This is a genomic window from Streptomyces geranii, from assembly GCF_002954775.1.
GTDB lineage: Bacteria > Actinomycetota > Actinomycetes > Streptomycetales > Streptomycetaceae > Streptomyces > Streptomyces geranii.
In genome coordinates, this window is the sequence record NZ_PJME01000011.1 from 119,097 (window position 1) to 137,590 (window position 18,494).

The following is an 18,494-nucleotide window of genomic DNA, read 5'->3' on the forward strand; positions in this document are numbered from 1 at the left end:
GGGCTCAGTCCACCCCGCCGATCACGGCCTCCCCCTCGGCGGCAGCGGCGGCGAAGAACGGGTCCAAGTCCTCGAACGCACCGGCCCAGCCCTCGGCGCGCAGGCCGTCGGCGACCTGCCGGACCTCGTCCGGGGTGAGCACGAAGGCGGGCCCGTACCCGAACTCGTACCCCTCGACGGTCGCACAGCCATGCCCTGTCGCCCTGGCCAGCCAGGGGTACGCCGTCCGCCAGTCCGCCGTGCCCTCCTCCGCCTCCGCACGGCCCTCGGCGACGGCGTCGAGTACGCGGTAGTCGTAGCCGTGGAAGGAGAGATCCCCGACAAGTCCGGGCGTCGGCCGAACCGCCTCCCGCATCGCCTCCAGCAGCGCCGGTCCGATCCTCGCGAGCTTCAGTCGCATGGACACGGGCTCCCTCTCACCTGCTTCCGGCACGGATCAGCAGCAGGTCACGGCCGTCGGCGAGTGCCGCGTCGACCCAGGCCGGGAAGGACTCCCCGAGCAGACCCACCACTTCCTCCACGTCGTCGTCGCCGTCCGGCAGCAGCTCTTACTCCTCGTACACCCGGTCGTTGTCGAACGCGGTCAGCTCGTCCCGGACGCGTCGCAGGTCGGCGAGCGGCACGAGCATCGGGAAGGGCCAAGGCTCCGACGGCGGTTCGCCGTCGGGCCAGGGGAACGGCCGGCAGCGGCCCCGGAGTTCGGCGAGCGCGGTCAGCCCCCAGGCCCGGAACGCCCCCTCCAGGACATGCCGGCGCCGCCCTGGCCCCTCGTGGTCCGGGTCGTCGTACACCTCGGGGACGAAGAACTCGCGGGCCGCCCGGAGTTGCGCCTCCGTCGGGTCGTACGCGTCGATCTCCGCCTCCAGCGCGCCCCTGCGGTGGTCGCCGAACCTGTCGTCGAGGATCAGCGCGGGCGTGCACCTCGCCGCGCACCTCGAAGGTGAAGTCGTTGTAGCAGCCGTGGACCAGGCCACGCGCCCGGAGGTCGCCGTCCTCCAGGCGGACAACGTCAGCACGAGCCCCCACCCCGTCCGACGACCTCGCCCTTCCCCGGGTGCAGCTCCTCGTACACGGGCGCGAACTCGAAGGGGTACTCCACGCAGTCCGCCCCCGCGAAGCACCGGGCCGCGTGCCGGCGCATCCGGGGCCCGTACGTCGGATGACCGATCAGGTCGGTGTAGGTCTCCCGTTCGGGCAGGCCCAGGAGGTCGGCCGTGTCGGCGAGGTAGACGTCGAAACCGGGGTACATGAGGCCCAGGTACGGCATGTCGTCCAGGTCGAGGGCGAACACCGGGTACTCGCCCTCCTCGTCCGGCTCGGTGACGGCGAGGACGCGTCGCGAGTCGGAACCGCCGGGCAGGAGGAAGCACTCGGAGAAGCGCCCGGCCAGCCACGCGAACTCCGCACCCCAGAAGTCGCCCATCTCCTCCCCGACCAGCCGGTCGATCGGCCGAGGCGCGAACTCCCCACCGTCCGGACCGTCCGGGGTGAACCACCCGTGCCGCACCAGCAGACTCGTGTCGTACGCCAGCCACGCCCGCAGGCTCGGCGGCAACGGCCGCCCGGAGGGGAACGCGGCCCGCGCGAGCACGTCCTCGGCCATCGGCTCGGGAACGCCGTCCGTCACCTAGGGGACGTTCACGTACGGCAGCAGATACGGCAGCGCACTGGCCGCCGGATCGCGCCGGACCACCTCGATAACCTGCCGTGTCAACGGCACTCCGTGCACAGGACTCACCTCATGTCCAAATATCCAGGTGCCCAGTATCGAGGTGCCCAGATATCCAAGGGAGCGAAAACATGTCGGACAGTTTTATGGTGGCCGCCCGTATTCCCATGTCGCGGGACGGGTTCGCGGCCTGGCTGGACACTCCGGTGGCTGCTCCGGGCAGGATAGTGAACCCGGCCGACATGTTCACCGGCTGGCTCTGGGACGGCCGCCGTGCGGAAACGGAATGGAATTCGGTCGGCCTGGGCACGACGCCCCGGGAGCACTTCGCCGAACGCGTCGAGGATTCCTGCGCCGAGAATTCCGCGGACGGTGTCCTGCTGTACCGGGACGGCGCCCTGGAGGCATATCTGTTCCACCTCGGGTACGACGAGTGGAGGGTCCACACCGCCCTGCTGATGTTCGCCGCCGCCGGGGAGTTCAAGTCCGGGCCGGACGACGACACCGTGCTGTTCTGGGCGGAGACCGGCGCCAACCTCTGGTCCGCCGACGACACCGGCTGGCTGGCGGCCCTGTCCGTCGGCAAGGGCGAGGCCCGGTTCGTCGCGACGCGGGACCTCACGGACACGGTGGTCGGCCTGCGCCCGGTCGAGGCCCGCTTCTTCGAGATGATCGAGCGGCTGGCCGATGAGGAGGAGTCCTGGGACTGGGACTCCGGGGACGGGTTCCGTACGACCACACCCCGCGACCCGGCCTTCACGAACCCCGCGTTCCTGACCACCCCGCAGCCCCCCAGCCGAACGGCCCTCACCACGTGGCCCTCACCAACGCCCGCTCCGCGCCCGCGAGATGGACGACGGCGGTGAGCCACACCAGGGCGTAACGGTCGGTGTCGCCCTCGCTCAGCCGCCCGAAGACATCACGGCCACGACGGTCTGCCTCGGCGGTGAGGGCATCGGCCAGCCCCGCCATGACACCGCACCCGCTGCGCCGCAGTACGGCACTGCCGCCCTGTCTGTCGTCGCCCCGAGCGGGCTCGGCGACGGCCCGACGGCCCCCGAGGACGGCGAGTTCGACGAGCCGACGCATCCGCCAGAGCGGGGAGTCGGCGAGCGGATCGGGCAGGGACTCCCCGACCACCGGCACGGCGGCGGAGACACCGCCCGCCGGAAAGTGCGTCCCCTGAAGCCGGTCGTACCCCAGATCGACCCGCCCCAGCCACTCGGCGGGCAACCGCAAGGTCCCCTCGCCCCCCGGCACGGGCCCGACGGCGAGCGGCCGAAGCGTGGCGGCACGATCGGGATCGAGCCGCCCGACGACCCGAATCCGCACGCCGGGACGGGCGGCGAGCTGAGCGAAGTTGACGGTGTGGGCGAGATCGGGGTGGGAACTGGCAGGCAGAAGCCGGATCAACGGCCCTTCGCCGGGGGCGTCGTCGGCCGATGTCCCAGACCCCGACACCGACACCTCAGATCCCGACACCCCAGATCCCGACGCCCCGGACCCTGGCGCCCCAGACCCCAACGCCCCGGACTCCGACGCCCCGGACTCCGACAGCCCGTCGCCACCCGGGCCGTCGGCACCCGGGCCATCGGCACCCGGGCCGTCGCCACCCGGGCCGTCGCCAACTGGGCCGTCGGCGGACGGAGTTCGCGTGCCCGGAGGCAGTTCGCGGGCCAACAGCCCCTCGCCCACCGCCCCTACGACGACCAGGTCGCACCCGATCAGCTCGCCGCCCTCCGCCCCCGTCCCGTCGTCCGGGGTCGACCCCGGTGTCGAGGCGAGGCGGTCGGTGACGGACTCGGTCAGGGGTCGGCCGAACAGGGCGTCGGCCAGGGGCCCTTCGGTCCAGGAGAAGCCGGTCACCGGCGTGGCCTTGACGCCCTTGCCCGCGCCGAGGCGGCCCTCGGGGGAGATCGTGGCGCCGGAGATCAGCAGACCGCCACGGGCGAGCCCGGCATGGTCGAGGGTGCCGGAGCCCAGGGCGACGCTGGCCTTCGCGGCGGCTCTGGCCCGGCCCGGACCACCGGGCTTGACATCGGCGACGGAGAACCAGCGGCCGTCCTCCGCGACCAGGTGGGTCACGACTCCGGCGTAACCCGTGGCGCTGATCACCGGCTCCCGGCACACACCGAGGACCCGCAGGGCACCGGCCGGACGGTAGCTGCGGCGGGCGGTGCCGATGAGGGCCGGGGCGGGGTCGGCGGCTGCCAACAGGTGGGCGGTGAGCAGGAGTTCGCGCAGGGCGACGACCAGGTTGGCCAGCCGGTGACCGTCCCTGCGGTCCCGGGCGCCGCGCAGTTCCCGTACGACGCGCAGGGCCGCCGCCTCGGCGCGGTGCAGCCCCGCCAGCCGTGCCGTGTGCGCGGCCCGGAGCAACTCCGCCTGCGGCACCGCTCCGGCGGCGGGCACCCCGGCGGCGAGCACGGCCGCCGCAGCGGCCCAGAGCTTGGTCGCGGCGGTCACTTGAGCGGGGGTGGGGCCGGAGGGTTCCGGGGAAATGGAGGGCTCCGTGGGCCCGGAGGGTTCGAAGGGGCTGGAGGGGTCAGAGGGACTGAAGGGGGCAAAGGGACTGGAGGGGTTCGTGGTACCGCCGGCGGCCGAACCACCCTCGCCGCCCGACCCACCCCCCGAGGCGACCTCGGAAGCCGCAACCAGCCCCCCGTCCACCTCCACCTCCACCACCTCCCCTGTTGCCTGCCCTGGCTCCTCCCCCACCCCCGGTTCCGCCACCGGACAAGCACTCAGTACCGCCGCCCGATGCAGGCACCGAGGTGCCAACAGGCAAGTGCAGACGGCCTGGTCGGCGTCGGTGAGGGTGCCCGAGGGGCCGGGGGTGAGGTGCACCTCGGCGTCCTCGCCGCAGCGGATGCGGACACCGGTGCCGTCGGCCGTGACCGGCGTGGTCGCGTACAGCGCGACCGTGGCGTCCAGCTTCTTCCGCAGCCGCGAGGTGAGACTCTCGACGGCGGTGGCGACCAACTCGGGCGCGACCGGGGGCAGTTCGGCGTTCAGAGAGGTCATCGGAGTCACCGGGGTCATTGAGGTCATCGGGGTTCTCCGCGGAGGCGGTCGCCCACCCAGCGGGCGAGGGCGAGAGGGCTGAGCGCGGCGACGGGCATACCGGCGGCGACGAGTTGCTGAGCGACGGGCACCGAGTAGCGCGGGGCGCCGGAGTCGTCCAGGGCGGCGCAGCCCATCAGATGCACCCCGGAGGCGGCGAGCGCCCGTACCTCCCCGAGGAGCCCGCCCAGCGGATACCCCTCCTCGAAGTCGCTGACCACCGCCACGATCGTCCGGCTCGGAACCGTCACCAGCGAACGGGCGTGCGCGAGCCCGGCCGCGATGTGCGTACCGCCGCCGACCTGGACCTCCAGGAGCAGCGACAGCGGATCGTCCACCTTGTCGGTCAGGTCGATCACGCTGGTCGAGAAGGCGAGGAAGTGGGTGGAGAGCGTGGGCACCCCGCCCAGGACCGCCGCCGTGAGCGCGGACCAGATGACGGACGCCTCCATCGACCCGGACACGTCCACCACGAGGATCAGCCGCCAGTCCGCCTCCCGCCGCGAACGCGTGCTGAACACCGGCCGCTCGGGCACGACGACGGTACGTCCGTCGTCCAGGCGCCGCGTGTGTACGAGGTTGGCCCGCAGCGTGCGGGGCAGGTCGAGCCGTCCGCCGGGGCGCCGGGTCGGACGCGGGGTGGCCAGCCCGGTCAGCGCGGGACGCAACCGGGTGGCCAGCTCCTTGGCCAACTCGTCCACCAGCCGCCGTACGAGCGGACGCAGCCGGGCCAGCTGCCGCTCCGGCATGCCCCCGGCGAGGGAGAGCACGGACGTCAGCAGCTCGACCGACGGGCGTACGGCGGCGGGGTCCAGCTCCGCGAGGACGTCGGTACGGCCGTGCTCGGCGGCCCGCGCCAGCACCTCCTCGCGGACCTCCGCACCGAACAGGGCGTCGAGTTCCGCGCCCCACTCCCGGGCGGAGGGAAAGGAAGCCTCCTGTCCACCTCCACCGCCACTGCCACTGCCGCCACCGTCGCGGCCGAGGTCGACGGAGCCCTCGCCCCGGCCCGCGCCGTACAACTCGTCGAGGGCGTGGGCGTAGCGGCGGGCGAAGCCGGGAAGGCGGTCGGTCTCCCGGCCGAGGAGGAGCCGCCAGCGGTCGGCGGGTGCGAGGCGCGCTGCGGGCACCGCGTCCCGCACCACCGAACTGGCCCCACCGGGCGCCACACCGGCACCGGCTACCGCCCCAGCCCCAAGGGCCACCACGGCACTGGCCACTGCCACTTCCGCTCCCACTACCGCTGCCTCCGGCTCCGGCTCCGGCTCCGGCTCCGCCACGGAAGCGGCGGCCCCGGTGAGGGCCTCCGGCACCGGGAGCCGCAGGGCGTTGAGCGCCGCGAGGCCCGCCGCGTCCGCCTCCGTCCACAGGGCGAGGAGTTCGGGCGGGGCGTCGAGGGTGAGGTCGAGTCGGTCGCCGAGGCGTTCGGTGACCGTGTCGAGGAGTCGGCCTCGTCCGGCCGGGGTGAGGGTGTCGAAACCGCCGCGGAGGGCGGGCAGCCGGTCCAGGAAGTCCCGGTCGGCGAGCGCCTCGATCCGGTCGAGGAGGGGGTCCAGTGCGGCCGGCGCGGACTGCAGGAGCGGTGCCGCCGCGCCGAGGAGCCCGACGAGCAGCCGGGTCAGCCGACGGCGCCCGTCCGGGTCGGTGGCGAGGTCGATCCAGCCGGCGGCCCGGGTCCCGAGGGTGTCGGTGTCGTCGAGGTCGAGCAGGACCCGGGCGGCGAGGGCGGCGCCCTGGACGAGCGGGGAGCCGGTGCGGGCGAGGGTGCCGAGGGCATCGTCCATGCGCAGACCGAGGCGGTGTTCACCGGCCCGGGCGGCGAGGGCGATCAGTGCGGCGGCGTCCTCGGCCTTGTCGCTGCCCGCGAGGCCGGGCAGGGCGCGGACGGCCGCTTCGAGCAGGGTGTCGCCCAGCTCGGTGGCCTGTTCGCGGCCCCCGGCGGTGGTGCCGGGCAGGTGTCCGAGCCGCAGCGCCTCCAACAGGTCCAGGGCGTCGAGGAGTTCGGGGAGCGTGGCGGCCGAGGGCAGCAGTACGGCGGCGTCGGCGAGGTACTCGGCGACCAGTGCGGGCAGGTCGCAGCGGGCGGCGGCCCTGAGTCCGTCGATGACCTGGGCGCAGGTGGCGGCGTCCTCGTGCCGGTGGGCCGCGCGGAGGGTCCCCTCGGCGGCGAGGGCGACGGTGACCCCGCGAACCCCGGCGAGGTCGAGCCGTACGGGAACCGCCGGGGTCCACGCCAGCTTCCACCGGGTGGTGAGCGCGGCCCCGTCGCCCGTACCGGCGACCTCGACGGCCTCGCCGTAGCCCACCTGGCACACCGCGAGGCGCTGCAGCAGCACTTCGCGGCGCCGGTCGAGCTTGGACCGGTGCGGGTCGAGCCGGACCTCACGCGGCCCGGGGTCTCCAGGCCCCGGCAGCCGCAGCGCGTCCAGCTCGGCCTCGACAGCGGGCCCGAGCCCGGAACGCGGCGTGCCCGGGGCGACCCGCCCCCAGCCGCTGCCGACCAGCACCCCTTCCACGGCCCGGGCAAGCGCCCGCCCCCGCCCCAGCGGCTCCCCCTGCCCCAGGACAGTGGTCAACGCCTCGATCAGCTCACCCCGCCCGGGAGCGGGCAGCCCCCGCAACCGGGCCAGATCACCGGCCAGCCGCAAGGCTTCAGCGGCCTCGCCGGTCCCGGCGGTGTGCCCGGCCACCCGAAGCCGCCGACAGACATCGGTGACTGCGCGGGCGGCGGCGTCCACCACCCGCCCGGCATCCCCCGCAGCCAGGAACACGGCCTGCTGCCACTGGGGATCACGAATCCCGGCGGGATACCCGGACCGCGAGTCCAGCAGATCAAAGGCATAGGGCACGAAGGAGGTGACGACACCAGAGCCGCCGTCGGCAGACCCCCCGGCCCCCACACCACCACTCGGCCCACCGACACCCGGCGCCCCGAAGCGAGCACCCTCCGGCCCGTACGGCACGAGGCCCCCGACACCGGCCGAGGCACCGTCGCCTGGGGACACACCATCCCCGCCACCGCCCACCCCGAAGGAGCCAGAGCCCGGCAACTCCCCCGAACCGCCAGCCGAATCACCACCGGCCAGGGACGCCCCCTCGCCACCACCGGCCACCCCGAAGGCGCCGGAACCCGGCGACTCCCTCGTGCCCGGCACAACCAACCCACCACCCGACGACGCGCCACCAGCCGGGGACGCACTCTCGCCGCCCCCCGCCACCCCGAAGCCACCGGAGCCCGGCACCTCCCCCACGCCCGACACCACCAACGCACCACCGGACGACGCACCACCGGCCAGGGACGCCCCCTCACCGAAGCCCGCCCCCGCCCCTACCCCCACCAACGCGGGCGCGTGAAACGCCCCAACCACCGCCGCCACGCGTCGCCCACTCATCGCGGCGGACGTCAGGACGCGCCGCATGTGGGCCTCCCGGGCGAGGTCCGTCTCCGCCACGCCGCCGGAGGCACCCGCGTCCTGGCGCAGGGCCCAGCCCACGCCGAGGGCCGCGCGGCGGATCGCCTCCGGGGTGGAACCGGGGGCGTGGACCTCGACCGCGCGGTCCCACAGGTCGTCGCCGTCGCGGCCGGTACCGGCGGCGGCGAGGGCGTCGGCGAAGGCGGTCAGCGGGGCGCCGGCCTGGCCGGAGTCACCCGCGCCCCAGCCGGGGTCTGCCAACGGCAGGTCGCAGCACAGGACTTCGACCCCGTGGTCGCGGGCCCAGCGGACTGCGGCCAGCTCGGGCGAGAAGTCCGCGAACGGGTAGAACCCGAGCCGCCCGTCCACCCGCGCCCCGGCGAGCGCGACGGGCGCGACCGTGCCGGGGGCGGCGAGGTGGACGAGCCAGGGCTGGAAGTCGGCGGGCAGCTCCACGCAGACGACCTCGGCACCGAAGGCGTCCAGCAGTGCCGGTACGGCGGCGGCCAGCGCGGGGCTGTGATGACGTACCCCGAGCAGGAACGGCCGTACGGAGTCCGTGAGAGCGGCGACGGCGGCCCGGGGTTCCTCCCGGGTGCCGTACAAGGCGGCGACAGCGGCCCGGGGTTCATCCCCGGCGCCGTACAGGGTGTCGGTGCTCACCGGAGGTTCTCCCTCAGGTCCCACAGGCGGCGCCACATCGCGGAGCCGTCCTCGGCGCGGCGGCGGACCGGGCCGTCCCAGTAGCCGAGGAGACGGGCGTGGTCGGCGGGGTCGTCCTTGCGGACCACGCCGAGCAGATGGCCGGGCACGAGGTCGAGGGTGTCCCCGGCCGGGAGGTACGCCGTGGCGACCCCGAGGGAGGTCGCGACCTGGACGGCCTCGGCGGTGGACATCACCGTGCCGGGCCGGTCCACGTCCCAGCCCTCGGCCGAACGCCCGGTGCGCAGATCGCGGAAGACGGTGACCAGGACGTCGAGGACCGCGTCGTCCACCCCGAAGGCCGCGCCCGCCCGCTGCACGGCGGCGGTGGCCTGCCCCCGCACGAGCGCCGTCTCGGCGTCGGCGTCGGCGATCGGCTGCACCGTCTCGAAGTTGAAGCGCCGCTTGAGCGCGGCCGACATCTCGGAGACCCCCCGGTCCCGGAGGTTGGCGGTGGCGACGACGGTGAACCCCTGCGCCGCCGCGACCTGCCCCTCGTCCGTCCCGGACAGCTCGGGCACGCTCACCCGCCGGTCGGACAGGATCGACACCAGCGCGTCCTGCACCTCGGGCAGACAGCGGGTGATCTCCTCGACCCGGGCCACCCGCCCCGTACGCATCGCGCTGAGCACCGGCGAGTCGACCAGCGCCTCCCTGGTCGGGCCCTGGGCGAGCAGCAGGGCGTAGTTCCAGCCGTAGCGGAAGGCGTCCTCGGTGGTGCCCGCCGTGCCCTGCACGGTGAGCGCGCTGGTGCCGGACACTGCGGCCGACAGCAGCTCGGACAGCATCGACTTGGCTGTACCGGGCTCCCCGACCAGCAGCAGCCCGCGCTCACCGGCGAGGGTCACCACGCAACGCTCCACCAGAGCGCGCTCCCCCACGAACTTGGGCGCTATGACGAGGCGTTCGGGCAGGTTCGCGGGCGGCTCGGACAGCTTCAGCGGCTCCCCGCCGCTGCCGCACACGAAGGTGACGACGGCACGCGGGGTCAGCGCCCAGCCGGGCGGGCGCGGCCCGTCGTCGTGGGCGGCGAGGAAGGCGAGTTCGGCGGCGTACCGCTCCTCGGCCGGCAGCACCTGCCGGGCCGGGACGACGGTCGCCGTGGATGTGGCTGTCGCTGTGGTCGTGATCGTGGTTGTGGTCGTGCTCATGGGTGTCCTCGGTGGTTCGGTACGGGGAAGGCGGCGCGCGTCTTCTCGATCGGCGGCGTACGCCTGGTCAGCCGGGTCGGCCGGGTAAGCCGTGTCGGCCGGGTCAGCGGCGTCGGCCGCGCTTGGGCCTGGTCAGCTCCTCGAAGCGCGGGGTGTCGCCCTCCTGTATCCGCTGCCAGGCCCTGCGGTACAGGTCGGCGGCGGGTTCGGTCGGCACGAGCACGCCCAGCGGGGCGTCCTGCCCCTGGACGAGGTCGCCGTACAGCGGCACCTTCCACTGCTCCATCGGCACCCGCGGGGACTTGAGGGCCACCCAGCCGCCCGGCAGGAACAGGGAGCGTCCGGCCCGGGCCCGGCTGGCCTCCACGACCAGGTCGGTGGCGGCCAGTTCGGCACGGGCCGCCTTCAGCCGCGCGGGCCGCCAGCCCGTCCACCGGGCCGTGTCCCGGTCGGTGGGCGCGGGCATCGCGAGCAGCATCAGATAGAGCGCGGCGGCATCCTCACCGATACCGGCCCCCGCAGCCCCCGCAGTCCCCGAACCGCCCACCCTGGAAGCCCCGGAAGCCCTGGAAGCCCCGGAAGCCCCGGAAGTCCCGGCATCTCCGAATGCCCCGAACTCGCCGTACGTCTTGGCGACTTCGGCCACCAGCTCCGGTACGGACCGGGTGGGGTCCTGCGGATACCAGGTGCCGTCCGCGCCGCGCCCGCCCGCCACCGGCTCGCCCGGGTCGGCGAGGAAGGCCGCGAAGCGCGGATCACGCGCGAGGCGCAGCGCCACCTCGGCCGGAAACGCGGCGCCGTCGCCACCGCCGTCGACACGCAGCGCGGGCAGATAAGGGTCCTGCCCGGCCTCGTCGAGCAGCTCCACGCGCAGGGCGGGGGCGGGCTGGTCGTCGTGGGTGGCCATGACGATCGCGCCGTACCGCTCGAAGCCGGTCCCGACCTCGGTGGGAGCGCCGGCCACCTTGCGGAAGGCGGTCAGGCCGACGTACCGGTCGAGGTCGAGCAGGAGCCCGGGGTGGGCCAGCCGTTCCCGGACCGCGTCGAGGGCGGCGGGCAGGCCCGCGCGGACCGGGTCGCCTGCGGGCAGCCGGTGCGCGAGCCAGGCGGCCAGGGCGACCGCGCCGATCAGCGTGTCCGCGGTGAACCCCGTGGCGTTCTCGTCGACCGGGCGGACCCGGTCACCGTTGACCGCCCACTTCAGGTCCTGGCGGAGGCGGGGCTCGGCCGCCGGGTCCAGCAGTGCGGCCAGTGCCTGGTCCACCTCCCAGGGCGTCGGCCTCACCGCGCGGCGGGCCTCACCGAGGAGTGCCTCGGGCAGGGGCGTGCGCCGGCCGACCTTGCTGTTCCAGACCTCCGCCGCTGCGGCCACGTCGGGGCCGTCCGTCCACAGCCGGGCCGGGTCCCGGGGCAGCAGGGCGGCTACGACGGCCTGCCTGGTCCCGACGGCGAGTTCCCGGAGTTCGTCCTTGGCCGTGGCGGCGTCGGACACCCGCACCCCGAGCAGGGTCCGCGCCTCGGTGCTCAGGAACGACCGCTCGTACGAGTCCACCCGGGGCATACCCGCCACGACCAGCCGGGCGACGGTCGTGGTGACCCCGGTGAGCCGGGCGAACTCCTCGGCCGCCTCCGGGAACCAGGGGGCGGGCCCCTGTTCCGCCAGTTCGGCCAGGAACCCCTGCACCCACCCGGCGTCCCGGTCCTCACCGACCGGGAACAGGTGCTCGACGGTGTAGGGCGCGGGGACCTCGAAGCGGCCCGCCGGGTCGTGCAGGAGCCCCATGAAGGCGCACTCGGTGCCAGCGTCGAGCGAGCGGTTGAGTACCGCGGTGACCGCGAGGACGGCGCCGCCGTCCAGGGGCAGCACCCCGGTCCAGTCGCCCTCGCGCCACTCGCCGTCCGGGCCGATCAGGTGCTGGTTCCCGACATGGACGATCACCTGACGCCAGGGGGAGGGCTCGGCGGCCGAGACCAGCCCCAGCCCGTCCAGTTCCCGCAGCAGCGCCACGAGCACCTCACGGTGCTCCGGTTCGGTGGTCGGCGCGGCGGTCCGGAACGCGGTCGTCGCACAGGTCAGGGCGTACGGAACCGAGTCCTGCGACCCGGCCTCCGGCAACGCGGGCCCATCGAGATGCAGCCGCACGACGGCCTGCTCCGGCACAACCCCGTGCCCATCGGCCACCGACACAGCCCCGTGCGCCCCGGACACCGGCACGTCACCCTGGACCCCGCCCACGGGCACAGCCCCAGGAACCGCACCCGCCACCGCCCGCCCAATGGTCCGCAGCCTGCGGAAGGCGTCGTCCCGGTTCGCGGAGTGGTAGTACCAGTTGTCGTTGTCCAGGCCCCGCAGCGCTTCGCGCAGCGCCCCGTCCGTCGGTCCCGCCGGCAGCTCGTCCTCGCGGTCCCCGGCGAGCACCCGGTCGAGCCGGGCGATCACCCCGTCGAGCACCGCCTGCTGCTCGGCGGCGTACCGCAGCACCCCGGCGATGCCCTTGACGAGCGCGTCATGGGTGACCTGCGGCAGCACCTCCCGTACGACGGCCGTGAGGTCCGGGTCGGTCGCGGCCCGGGCCGCGACGAGCAGTGCCCGCGCGGTGTCGTGGTCGATGGCGCGCAGGGCGGCCGAGCCCTGGGGGTCGCGGGGGGTCAGGCAGTGCCAGTAGGGCGGCGGCGGGAGGATGGGGGTGCCCTCGCCGAACGGGCTCGGGGCGCCGTCCACGCGCGCGGTGGCCGTGACGGCGCCGTCCGCGTCGACGAGCTGGATCTGCCAGCCGTCCCGGACGGCGGCCACGAGCCGGTCGGCGCCCGGGAACAGCACCGCGGCGTACGGGGTCCCGGTGCCCTTCGGCACGGTGACCCGGCGTCCGGCCAGGTCCTCGCCGCGCAGGGAGCCGTCGGGCAGCTGGACCACCCGCCAGCCGAGCAGCCCGTCGACGGGCGCCCCGGCGGGGGTGGCGTCGGCCGAGGGGGCGGGCAGCAGCCGGCCGTACCCGGGCCAGTGCCCACTGCCCTCGGGGGCGTCGAGCAGGGCGTCGGTGAGGAAAGCGGGCATGCTCTGCCTGCCGGACTCCCCGGTGGCCGGGTCGTGCTCGTGCCAGCCGCCCTCGGTCGGCCACCAGGCCCAGTACGAGGTGCCGTCGCCGATCAGCCGCCCCTCCGGGGGGACGGTGGTGTCGCCGCGGTGGACGACGCCGCCGCCGGTGGCCCGCCCGCCGCCGGGCAGGGGCAGGCTGGGCGCGAGGGTGTCGTCGCGCAGCCAGTCCATCTCGGCGCCCCGGCTGTGGGAGCCCTCCAGCGACAGGATGCGGTCGGCCTGGTGGTGCCAGTAGCCGCGCGCTCCTTGGCCGTGGTCCCGCCAGTGGACGAGCAGTTCGCCGTCCACGAAGTGGAAGCTGGGGCGGCTGTACCCGGCCAGGTCGGCCGGCACCCGCAGATCGTGGGTGAGCACGGTGCCCTCGGCGCCGATCACCCGGACCTGTGTGCGCCCCGCGGTGACGAGGTGCGGCCAGGCCTCCGCGACGAACAGCCGCTCGACCTTCTCGCCGCGTACGAGTTCGGTGGCCGCCTCGTCCCAGGCGGGCCAGCCCAGTTCGTCGAAGACGCCGGACCTGAGAGTGCGGGCCAGCAGCGGGGCGAGGTCGGTCCCGGCCGCCGCGCGCATCTCGTCCTCGGCGAGGTCGAGCGCGTCCCCGGGGAGCCACTTCAGCCGCGTCAGCGCCTCGGGGAGGTCGGGCAGCCCGGTGGCGGTGGACCGGCGGGCGACCTCACCCACCCAGTCGGCCAGCATCAGCCGGCCGCCGGGCGAGCCGGCGAGGACCCGGATCGCGTGCAGGTCGTCCTCGTCGCCGCCGCCGAAGGAGTCGGCGCCCTGGTGGAAGGCGGCCCGGAAGCGTTCGTCGGCCGCGACGGCGAGCAGGTCGCGCAGGTCGTCGCTCTCGTCGCCGCGCGCCCAGTCGTCCAGGAAGAGCCGCTCGGGGACGGCGACGGGCACACCCAGGGTGAGCAGCAGGTCGATCAGGTCCAGATCGCGGCCCGCCTCCAACTCCCGCCCGGAGTCGACGAGTTCGGTCCGCAGCCGGTCGTGGACGCCCTCCACGAGCCGGTACAGGGCGGGCTGTTGCGTGGCCCGCCCCCATCCCTGGGCCCGCGCGCGCAGGCCCAGGAAGCGGACGAACCAGCCCGCGACCCCGTCCTGGGACCGCTCCTCCTCGGGCGGCGAGTCGTCCCGGAGCCCCACGAGGGCCCCGGACTCCGCCAGCAGGTCCAGCCACAGCGCCGGCATGTCGGAGTCGCTCGACACGGGCATCGTGTTCAGCAGCGTGCCGCGCACCTCGGGCCGGCGCCGGGCCAGCTCGACGATCGCCGCGCGCTGCGCCTTCCACCAGCCCTCCGCCGCCCTCGCGGTGGCGGGCAGCCCGAGCAGTTCGGCGAGGAACGCCTCCTCGGCGGCGGCCCCGTCCGGCCCGGCCGCGCGGGCCAGCCTGCGGACGTCGGCCGCCAGCTGGGCGGACGGCACGAGCCCGCCCGTGGTGCGCCGCAGACACAGCCGGACGAAGCGCTCCAGCGCCTCGGCCGCGGGCACCCGGGCGGCCAGATCCCGCGCGTACGCCGACAGCGCCTTCACCGTCAGCGCCCCGGCCAGGGCGAACTCCAGGAAGACGGCGTCGAGCCGCTCCTCGTCCACCACCAGCCCGTACTCGTCCTCGGCCTGCCGCGCGCGGCTGAACATCTGGGCCGCGTACGTCGGGTTCTCCACCGACAGGAAGACCCGTCCCGCCTGTTCGTAGAACGTCGGCAGGAAGTGGGGGACGGCCGTGGCCAGCCGGTCGGCGATCTCCCGGAAGGCGTCCAGCGCGGTCTTCGCCCTGGTCTTGGCCTGGCGGGCGATCCGCTCCAGCTCCGGCACGACGTCCAGTGCGTGGTGGCCGTCCTCCGGGTGGTGCACCAGCACCCACTCCGGGAAGCCGAGCGACCGGCGCAGCCCGAGCCCGACCTCGGCCGGTTCGGCGGCCGTCTCCAGCCCCAGATACCCGGCGGCCAGGTCCTCCGCCACGCCCAGTTCCCCGGCGACCAGCCGCACGACCACCCGGTCGTCGAGCCCCGGATGCCGGTACGCGCGTGCCGTCAGCGGCACCGCCCGCTCCCCCGCGTCCTTCGTGCCGCGCGGCAGCACCCCACCGGCCGCCAGCAGTTCCTCGTACGACACCTGCGTCCCCCCGCTCATGCGTTCGCCCCCTCTTCGATCTCGCGCCCGGCGTACAGCGCCGCCGCCATCCGCATCCCCTCGGACCAGGCCACCGGTCCGACCTCCGGCAGTTTCAGCGAGCCGGAGCCGTCGCTGAAGGACAGGGCTCCGGTCTCCGCCTCGTAGTCCCAGGGCTCCCCGATCCACACCCAGGCCTCGACGGTGCTCGCGCCCTCGCGCACCCGGCGGGTGACATAGCCGCCCGAGACGCGGTAGCCGAGCGAGGTGGCCCGGGCCGCCATGGAGGAGCGGTAGAGCCTGCCCCCGGCGAAGTCCGTCACCGCCGTCGCCTTCGCGTCCAGCTCAGCGGGCTTGTGCCAGGTGGCCCGGTGTATCTGCTCGACGCGCTGGGTTATCCCCAGTTCGGCCGCGAACTCCCGCAGGTCCTCCAGGTCGGGCAGCAGCACCGGGTGCGGCAGGGTGACCGTGCGGGGCGCCAGCCGGACCGTCTCGCCGTCCAGGTTCACCACCCGCAGTTCGCCCGACGAGGTGGCGTCGCGCAGGAAACCGACCTCGTGGTCGTCGCCGACGACCACGAGGTCGCGCAGCGCCGACTGCCAGGCCTCGTCGGGCCATACGCGGGCGAGCAGTTCCGTGGGCACGGGCAGTGACGACACCATCCAGGTGTCCACCTGCGCCTCGCACGCCGAGGCATGCCTTTCCAGCCACTCGGCGAACCGGCGCAGCCGGTCGACCTCCGGATGGTCCTTGAGCGCCTTCGGCAGCGACTTCAACTGCCGCCCCGCCGCCCGGCCCGCGGTGGCCCTGGCCGCCACGCGCCCCTCCACCAGGGCGACTTCGTACCCGTCTCCCGCAGCCAGCCAGCCCATGGGCCCCACCTTCCGCATCCGGACAACTCGAAATCCGCACAGCCCGGCCCTGATCCGGCACGCTGTGTGACGACGAGGAGAACGCTACGGGCACCCACTGACAATCGGCCGGGCGCACCCCCCGCCGACGTACGGAGAGTCAAGTCCCGGGCCCTCACCGGCACATCCGGGGAACCACGTACAAGCCCTACGTACTACCGCCCGGAAACCCCCCGCCCGCCGGACCCGGGGAATCCCGTACCCGGCGAGCGGCGAGCGGCGCTCAGACGACGGCGACGAACCCCCCGAAGGGTGCGGTGTCCACGGCGAACCCGTGCCCCCGCAGCACGGTGTGCCGCAGACCGGGGTCGGTCGCCGACGCGTCGGCGAACAGCCGTACGGCGCGCGGGCGCCGGATGCCGAGTTCGCGCAGGTCGACGGTGAGCCGCCGCGCCTGCCCGGTGGGCGGGGCGTAGTCGGCGGCGGCGGAGTCGAGGCCGGGCGAGATGGTCAGCGTCCTGCCGTTCACCCCGGCGACGTACCAGGTACGGCCCTTGCGGCGGGCGACGACGACATGGCTGCCGGGGTCGGCGTCCAGGAAGCGGGTCTCGTCCCAGGCGACCGGGACGGTGCCGAGCAGTTCGCGCACCTCGGGCGACTGGCCGAGATAGGCCTCGGGGCTGTCGGCGAAGCCGTTGAAGCCGGACTGGTAGACCACGGTCAGGGCCAGTTCGTGGGCGTCGCTGGTGCGGCGCGGGCTCTGCGGGAGGGCGTACGGGGAGAGCAGGGTGGTGCCGTAGTCGAAGCAGCCGACGATGTTGCGGGTGACGGCCGCGATGGTGGTCTGCTCGGGCAACTGGTCGGTGTACGCCTTGGTGTTGGAGTAGTTCTCGCTGGCCATGCCCGCCTCGACGCCCAGCAGATGCGGGTAGGTGCGGTCCCAGCCGCGCGGGACGGTGGTGTTGTGCAGCACGATGTGCAGCCGGTGGCGGCCCGCGTCCTCGACGACCTCCCGCTGCCAGGCGAGGAGTCGCTGCTTGTCGGCCTCCCACATGTCGACCTTGACGCCCGCGACCCCGGCGTCGCGCAGCAGCCTGAACCGGGCGCGGCGGGTGACGGCGTCCACCATCAGGTCGCGCGGGGTGCTCGCGCCGTTGTTGTTGCCGCCGCCGGAGTTGTGCCAGAGGAAGACCTTCAGCCCGCGCGCGGCGGCCTCGGCGACGATGCGCTCCAGCGGTACGGCGTTGCCGTCGGCGTCGGTCATCCGGTCCCACTTGGCGTCGACGAGCGCGTACGGCCATCCCATGGCCCGGCCCAGCTCGAACCACTTGAGCGTGGCCTCCAGACTGGTCGGGCTGGTGTGGTCCATCAGCCAGCTGAACGTCGCCGCGCCGGGCCGCACCCACGAGGTGTCGTCCAGCGCGCAGGGCACCCCGAGGTCGGTGGCGAGGGTGGTGTCGGCGACCCGCGCGGCGCTGCGGCCCACCGCGAGGAACCGCCACGGCGTCTGCCAGGCCCCGCCGACCTGCGGCGTCCCGGGCCCGAGGGTGCCGAGCGCCTCGTCGTCGTGGGGGAAGGCGACGGTGTACGTCACCGTGCCGGCCGCCGGGTCCCGTACGGGCTGGGCGAGATGGCAGGCGGCGTACGTCCCGTCCATGCCGGACTCGCTGACCAGCACCCACCACTCGCGGCCCCCGCGCGCGGCGGTGCGGGCGAGCAGCGGGAAGGAGGCGCCGCGCGGCGAGACGGTGGCGTCGCCGAGGGCGGGAACCGCGTGTCCCGCGCGCGGGATGTACCACTCCTGGTACTTGGGCTTCTGCACGGTGTACGGCTGGGTGAACTGGGCGCCGCCGTCGGCCGGTACGCGCAGCGTCAGCCCGGTGGCCTCGCTGACGACGGTGTGCGTGAGGCCGTCGCCGCGATCGGGGAAGCGGTAGCGGAAGGCGACGCCCTCGTTGTCGGCCCGCAGCACGACCTCCATGAGCAAACCTTTGCCATTGCGCAGCGAGACCACGTGTTCGGTCATCCGCTTGCGCACCCGGGACACCTTGCCCTGGAGCAGTTCGTAGTCGACGGCGACCGTCCGCGAGCGCCCCCGGTCGGCGAGGGCGAGCCGTGAGGTGAAGTCGGCGTCGTCCAGGGTGAGTCCGAGCGGACCGGCCGGCACGACCTCGGTGCCGTCGACGGCGACGGCGTACGTCGCGACCCCCGTGTCCAGCCGGAACAGCAGCTCGACGCGGCCGTCGGGAGAGGTGACGGTCACCGTGCCGCTGTCCGGGGCGGTCCGCGCGGGGACCCGCTCGGCGGCCTGCGCGGAGGTCGCCGGCAGGGACCCGGCGACGGTCGCGACCGCGGCCCCGGAGATGATGACGGTTCGCCTGGACGGTTTGCCGGAGCGATCGCTGCCCACTGGGTTTCTCCCTGTTGATGACGGTTGGT

At 74.6% G+C, this 18,494-nt stretch carries 10 protein-coding genes; 1 reads left to right on the forward strand and 9 read right to left on the reverse strand.

The features are described 5' to 3' along the window. Positions 1-4 precede the first annotated feature (4 nt). The 3 genes from CW359_RS45305 to CW359_RS17770 form a co-directional block, all read right to left on the reverse strand. Positions 5-400 carry a hypothetical protein gene (locus CW359_RS45305; RefSeq protein ID WP_157968562.1) on the reverse strand — a complete coding sequence of 132 codons (396 nt, stop codon included), beginning with the start codon at positions 398-400 and terminating at the stop codon, positions 5-7. A gap of 148 nt (positions 401-548) precedes the next feature. Then, positions 549-1,016, reverse strand: a complete 468-nt coding sequence (locus tag CW359_RS17765) for a hypothetical protein (protein WP_105970928.1) — start codon at positions 1,014-1,016, stop codon at positions 549-551. Next, the gene (locus CW359_RS17770; RefSeq protein ID WP_232838433.1) at positions 1,010-1,627 is read right to left on the reverse strand and encodes a hypothetical protein; all 618 of its coding nucleotides are present in this window, start codon (positions 1,625-1,627) and stop codon (positions 1,010-1,012) included. The genes CW359_RS17765 and CW359_RS17770 overlap by 7 nt, the downstream gene beginning before the upstream one ends. 173 nt (positions 1,628-1,800) lie before the next feature. Between CW359_RS17770 and CW359_RS17775 the strand changes: the two genes are divergently transcribed. After that, positions 1,801-2,535, forward strand: coding sequence for a hypothetical protein (locus CW359_RS17775; protein ID WP_157968563.1), 735 nt, complete (start codon positions 1,801-1,803; stop codon positions 2,533-2,535). Here CW359_RS17775 and CW359_RS17780 read toward each other — a convergent pair. The 6 genes from CW359_RS17780 to CW359_RS17805 all read right to left on the reverse strand — a co-directional run bounded on the left by CW359_RS17780 (position 2,477) and on the right by CW359_RS17805 (position 18,465). Continuing rightward, on the reverse strand, positions 2,477-4,684 hold the full coding sequence (locus CW359_RS17780; RefSeq protein WP_105970999.1) for a hypothetical protein: 2,208 nt from the start codon (positions 4,682-4,684) through the stop codon (positions 2,477-2,479). The two genes, CW359_RS17775 and CW359_RS17780, sit on opposite strands and share 59 nt — an antisense overlap. Before the next feature lie 32 nt (positions 4,685-4,716). Continuing rightward, the gene (locus tag CW359_RS17785; protein WP_198655262.1) at positions 4,717-8,751 is read right to left on the reverse strand and encodes a DUF5682 family protein; all 4,035 of its coding nucleotides are present in this window, start codon (positions 8,749-8,751) and stop codon (positions 4,717-4,719) included. Positions 8,752-8,804: 53 nt separating this feature from the next. Further along, positions 8,805-9,998, reverse strand: a complete 1,194-nt coding sequence (locus CW359_RS17790) for an ATP-binding protein (protein WP_105970930.1) — start codon at positions 9,996-9,998, stop codon at positions 8,805-8,807. A gap of 103 nt (positions 9,999-10,101) precedes the next feature. Then, positions 10,102-15,225, reverse strand: a complete 5,124-nt coding sequence (locus CW359_RS46485; protein WP_232838434.1) for a DNA-binding protein — start codon at positions 15,223-15,225, stop codon at positions 10,102-10,104. Next, positions 15,222-16,076: a DUF4132 domain-containing protein gene (locus CW359_RS17800; protein ID WP_105970931.1), complete on the reverse strand. Its 855-nt coding sequence runs from the start codon at positions 16,074-16,076 to the stop codon at positions 15,222-15,224. Before CW359_RS17800 ends, CW359_RS46485 begins: the two co-directional genes overlap by 4 nt. Positions 16,077-16,338: 262 nt before the next feature. Next, positions 16,339-18,465 (reverse strand): glycoside hydrolase family 97 protein, encoded by a 2,127-nt coding sequence (locus tag CW359_RS17805; RefSeq protein ID WP_198655257.1) that lies wholly within the window; start codon positions 18,463-18,465, stop codon positions 16,339-16,341. Between the last annotated feature and the right edge of the window lie 29 nt (positions 18,466-18,494).

Bases quoted from the DNA above. Each gene is read 5' to 3' on its own strand.
- CW359_RS45305 (WP_157968562.1), bottom strand. From the start codon at position 400: ATGCGACTGAAGCTCGCGAGGATCGGACCGGCGCTGCTGGAGGCGATG.
- CW359_RS17775 (WP_157968563.1), top strand. From the start codon at position 1,801: ATGTCGGACAGTTTTATGGTGGCCGCCCGTATTCCCATGTCGCGGGAC.
- CW359_RS17790 (WP_105970930.1), bottom strand. From the start codon at position 9,998: ATGAGCACGACCACAACCACGATCACGACCACAGCGACAGCCACATCC.
- CW359_RS46485 (WP_232838434.1), bottom strand. From the start codon at position 15,225: ATGAGCGGGGGGACGCAGGTGTCGTACGAGGAACTGCTGGCGGCCGGT.
- CW359_RS17800 (WP_105970931.1), bottom strand. From the start codon at position 16,076: ATGGGCTGGCTGGCTGCGGGAGACGGGTACGAAGTCGCCCTGGTGGAG.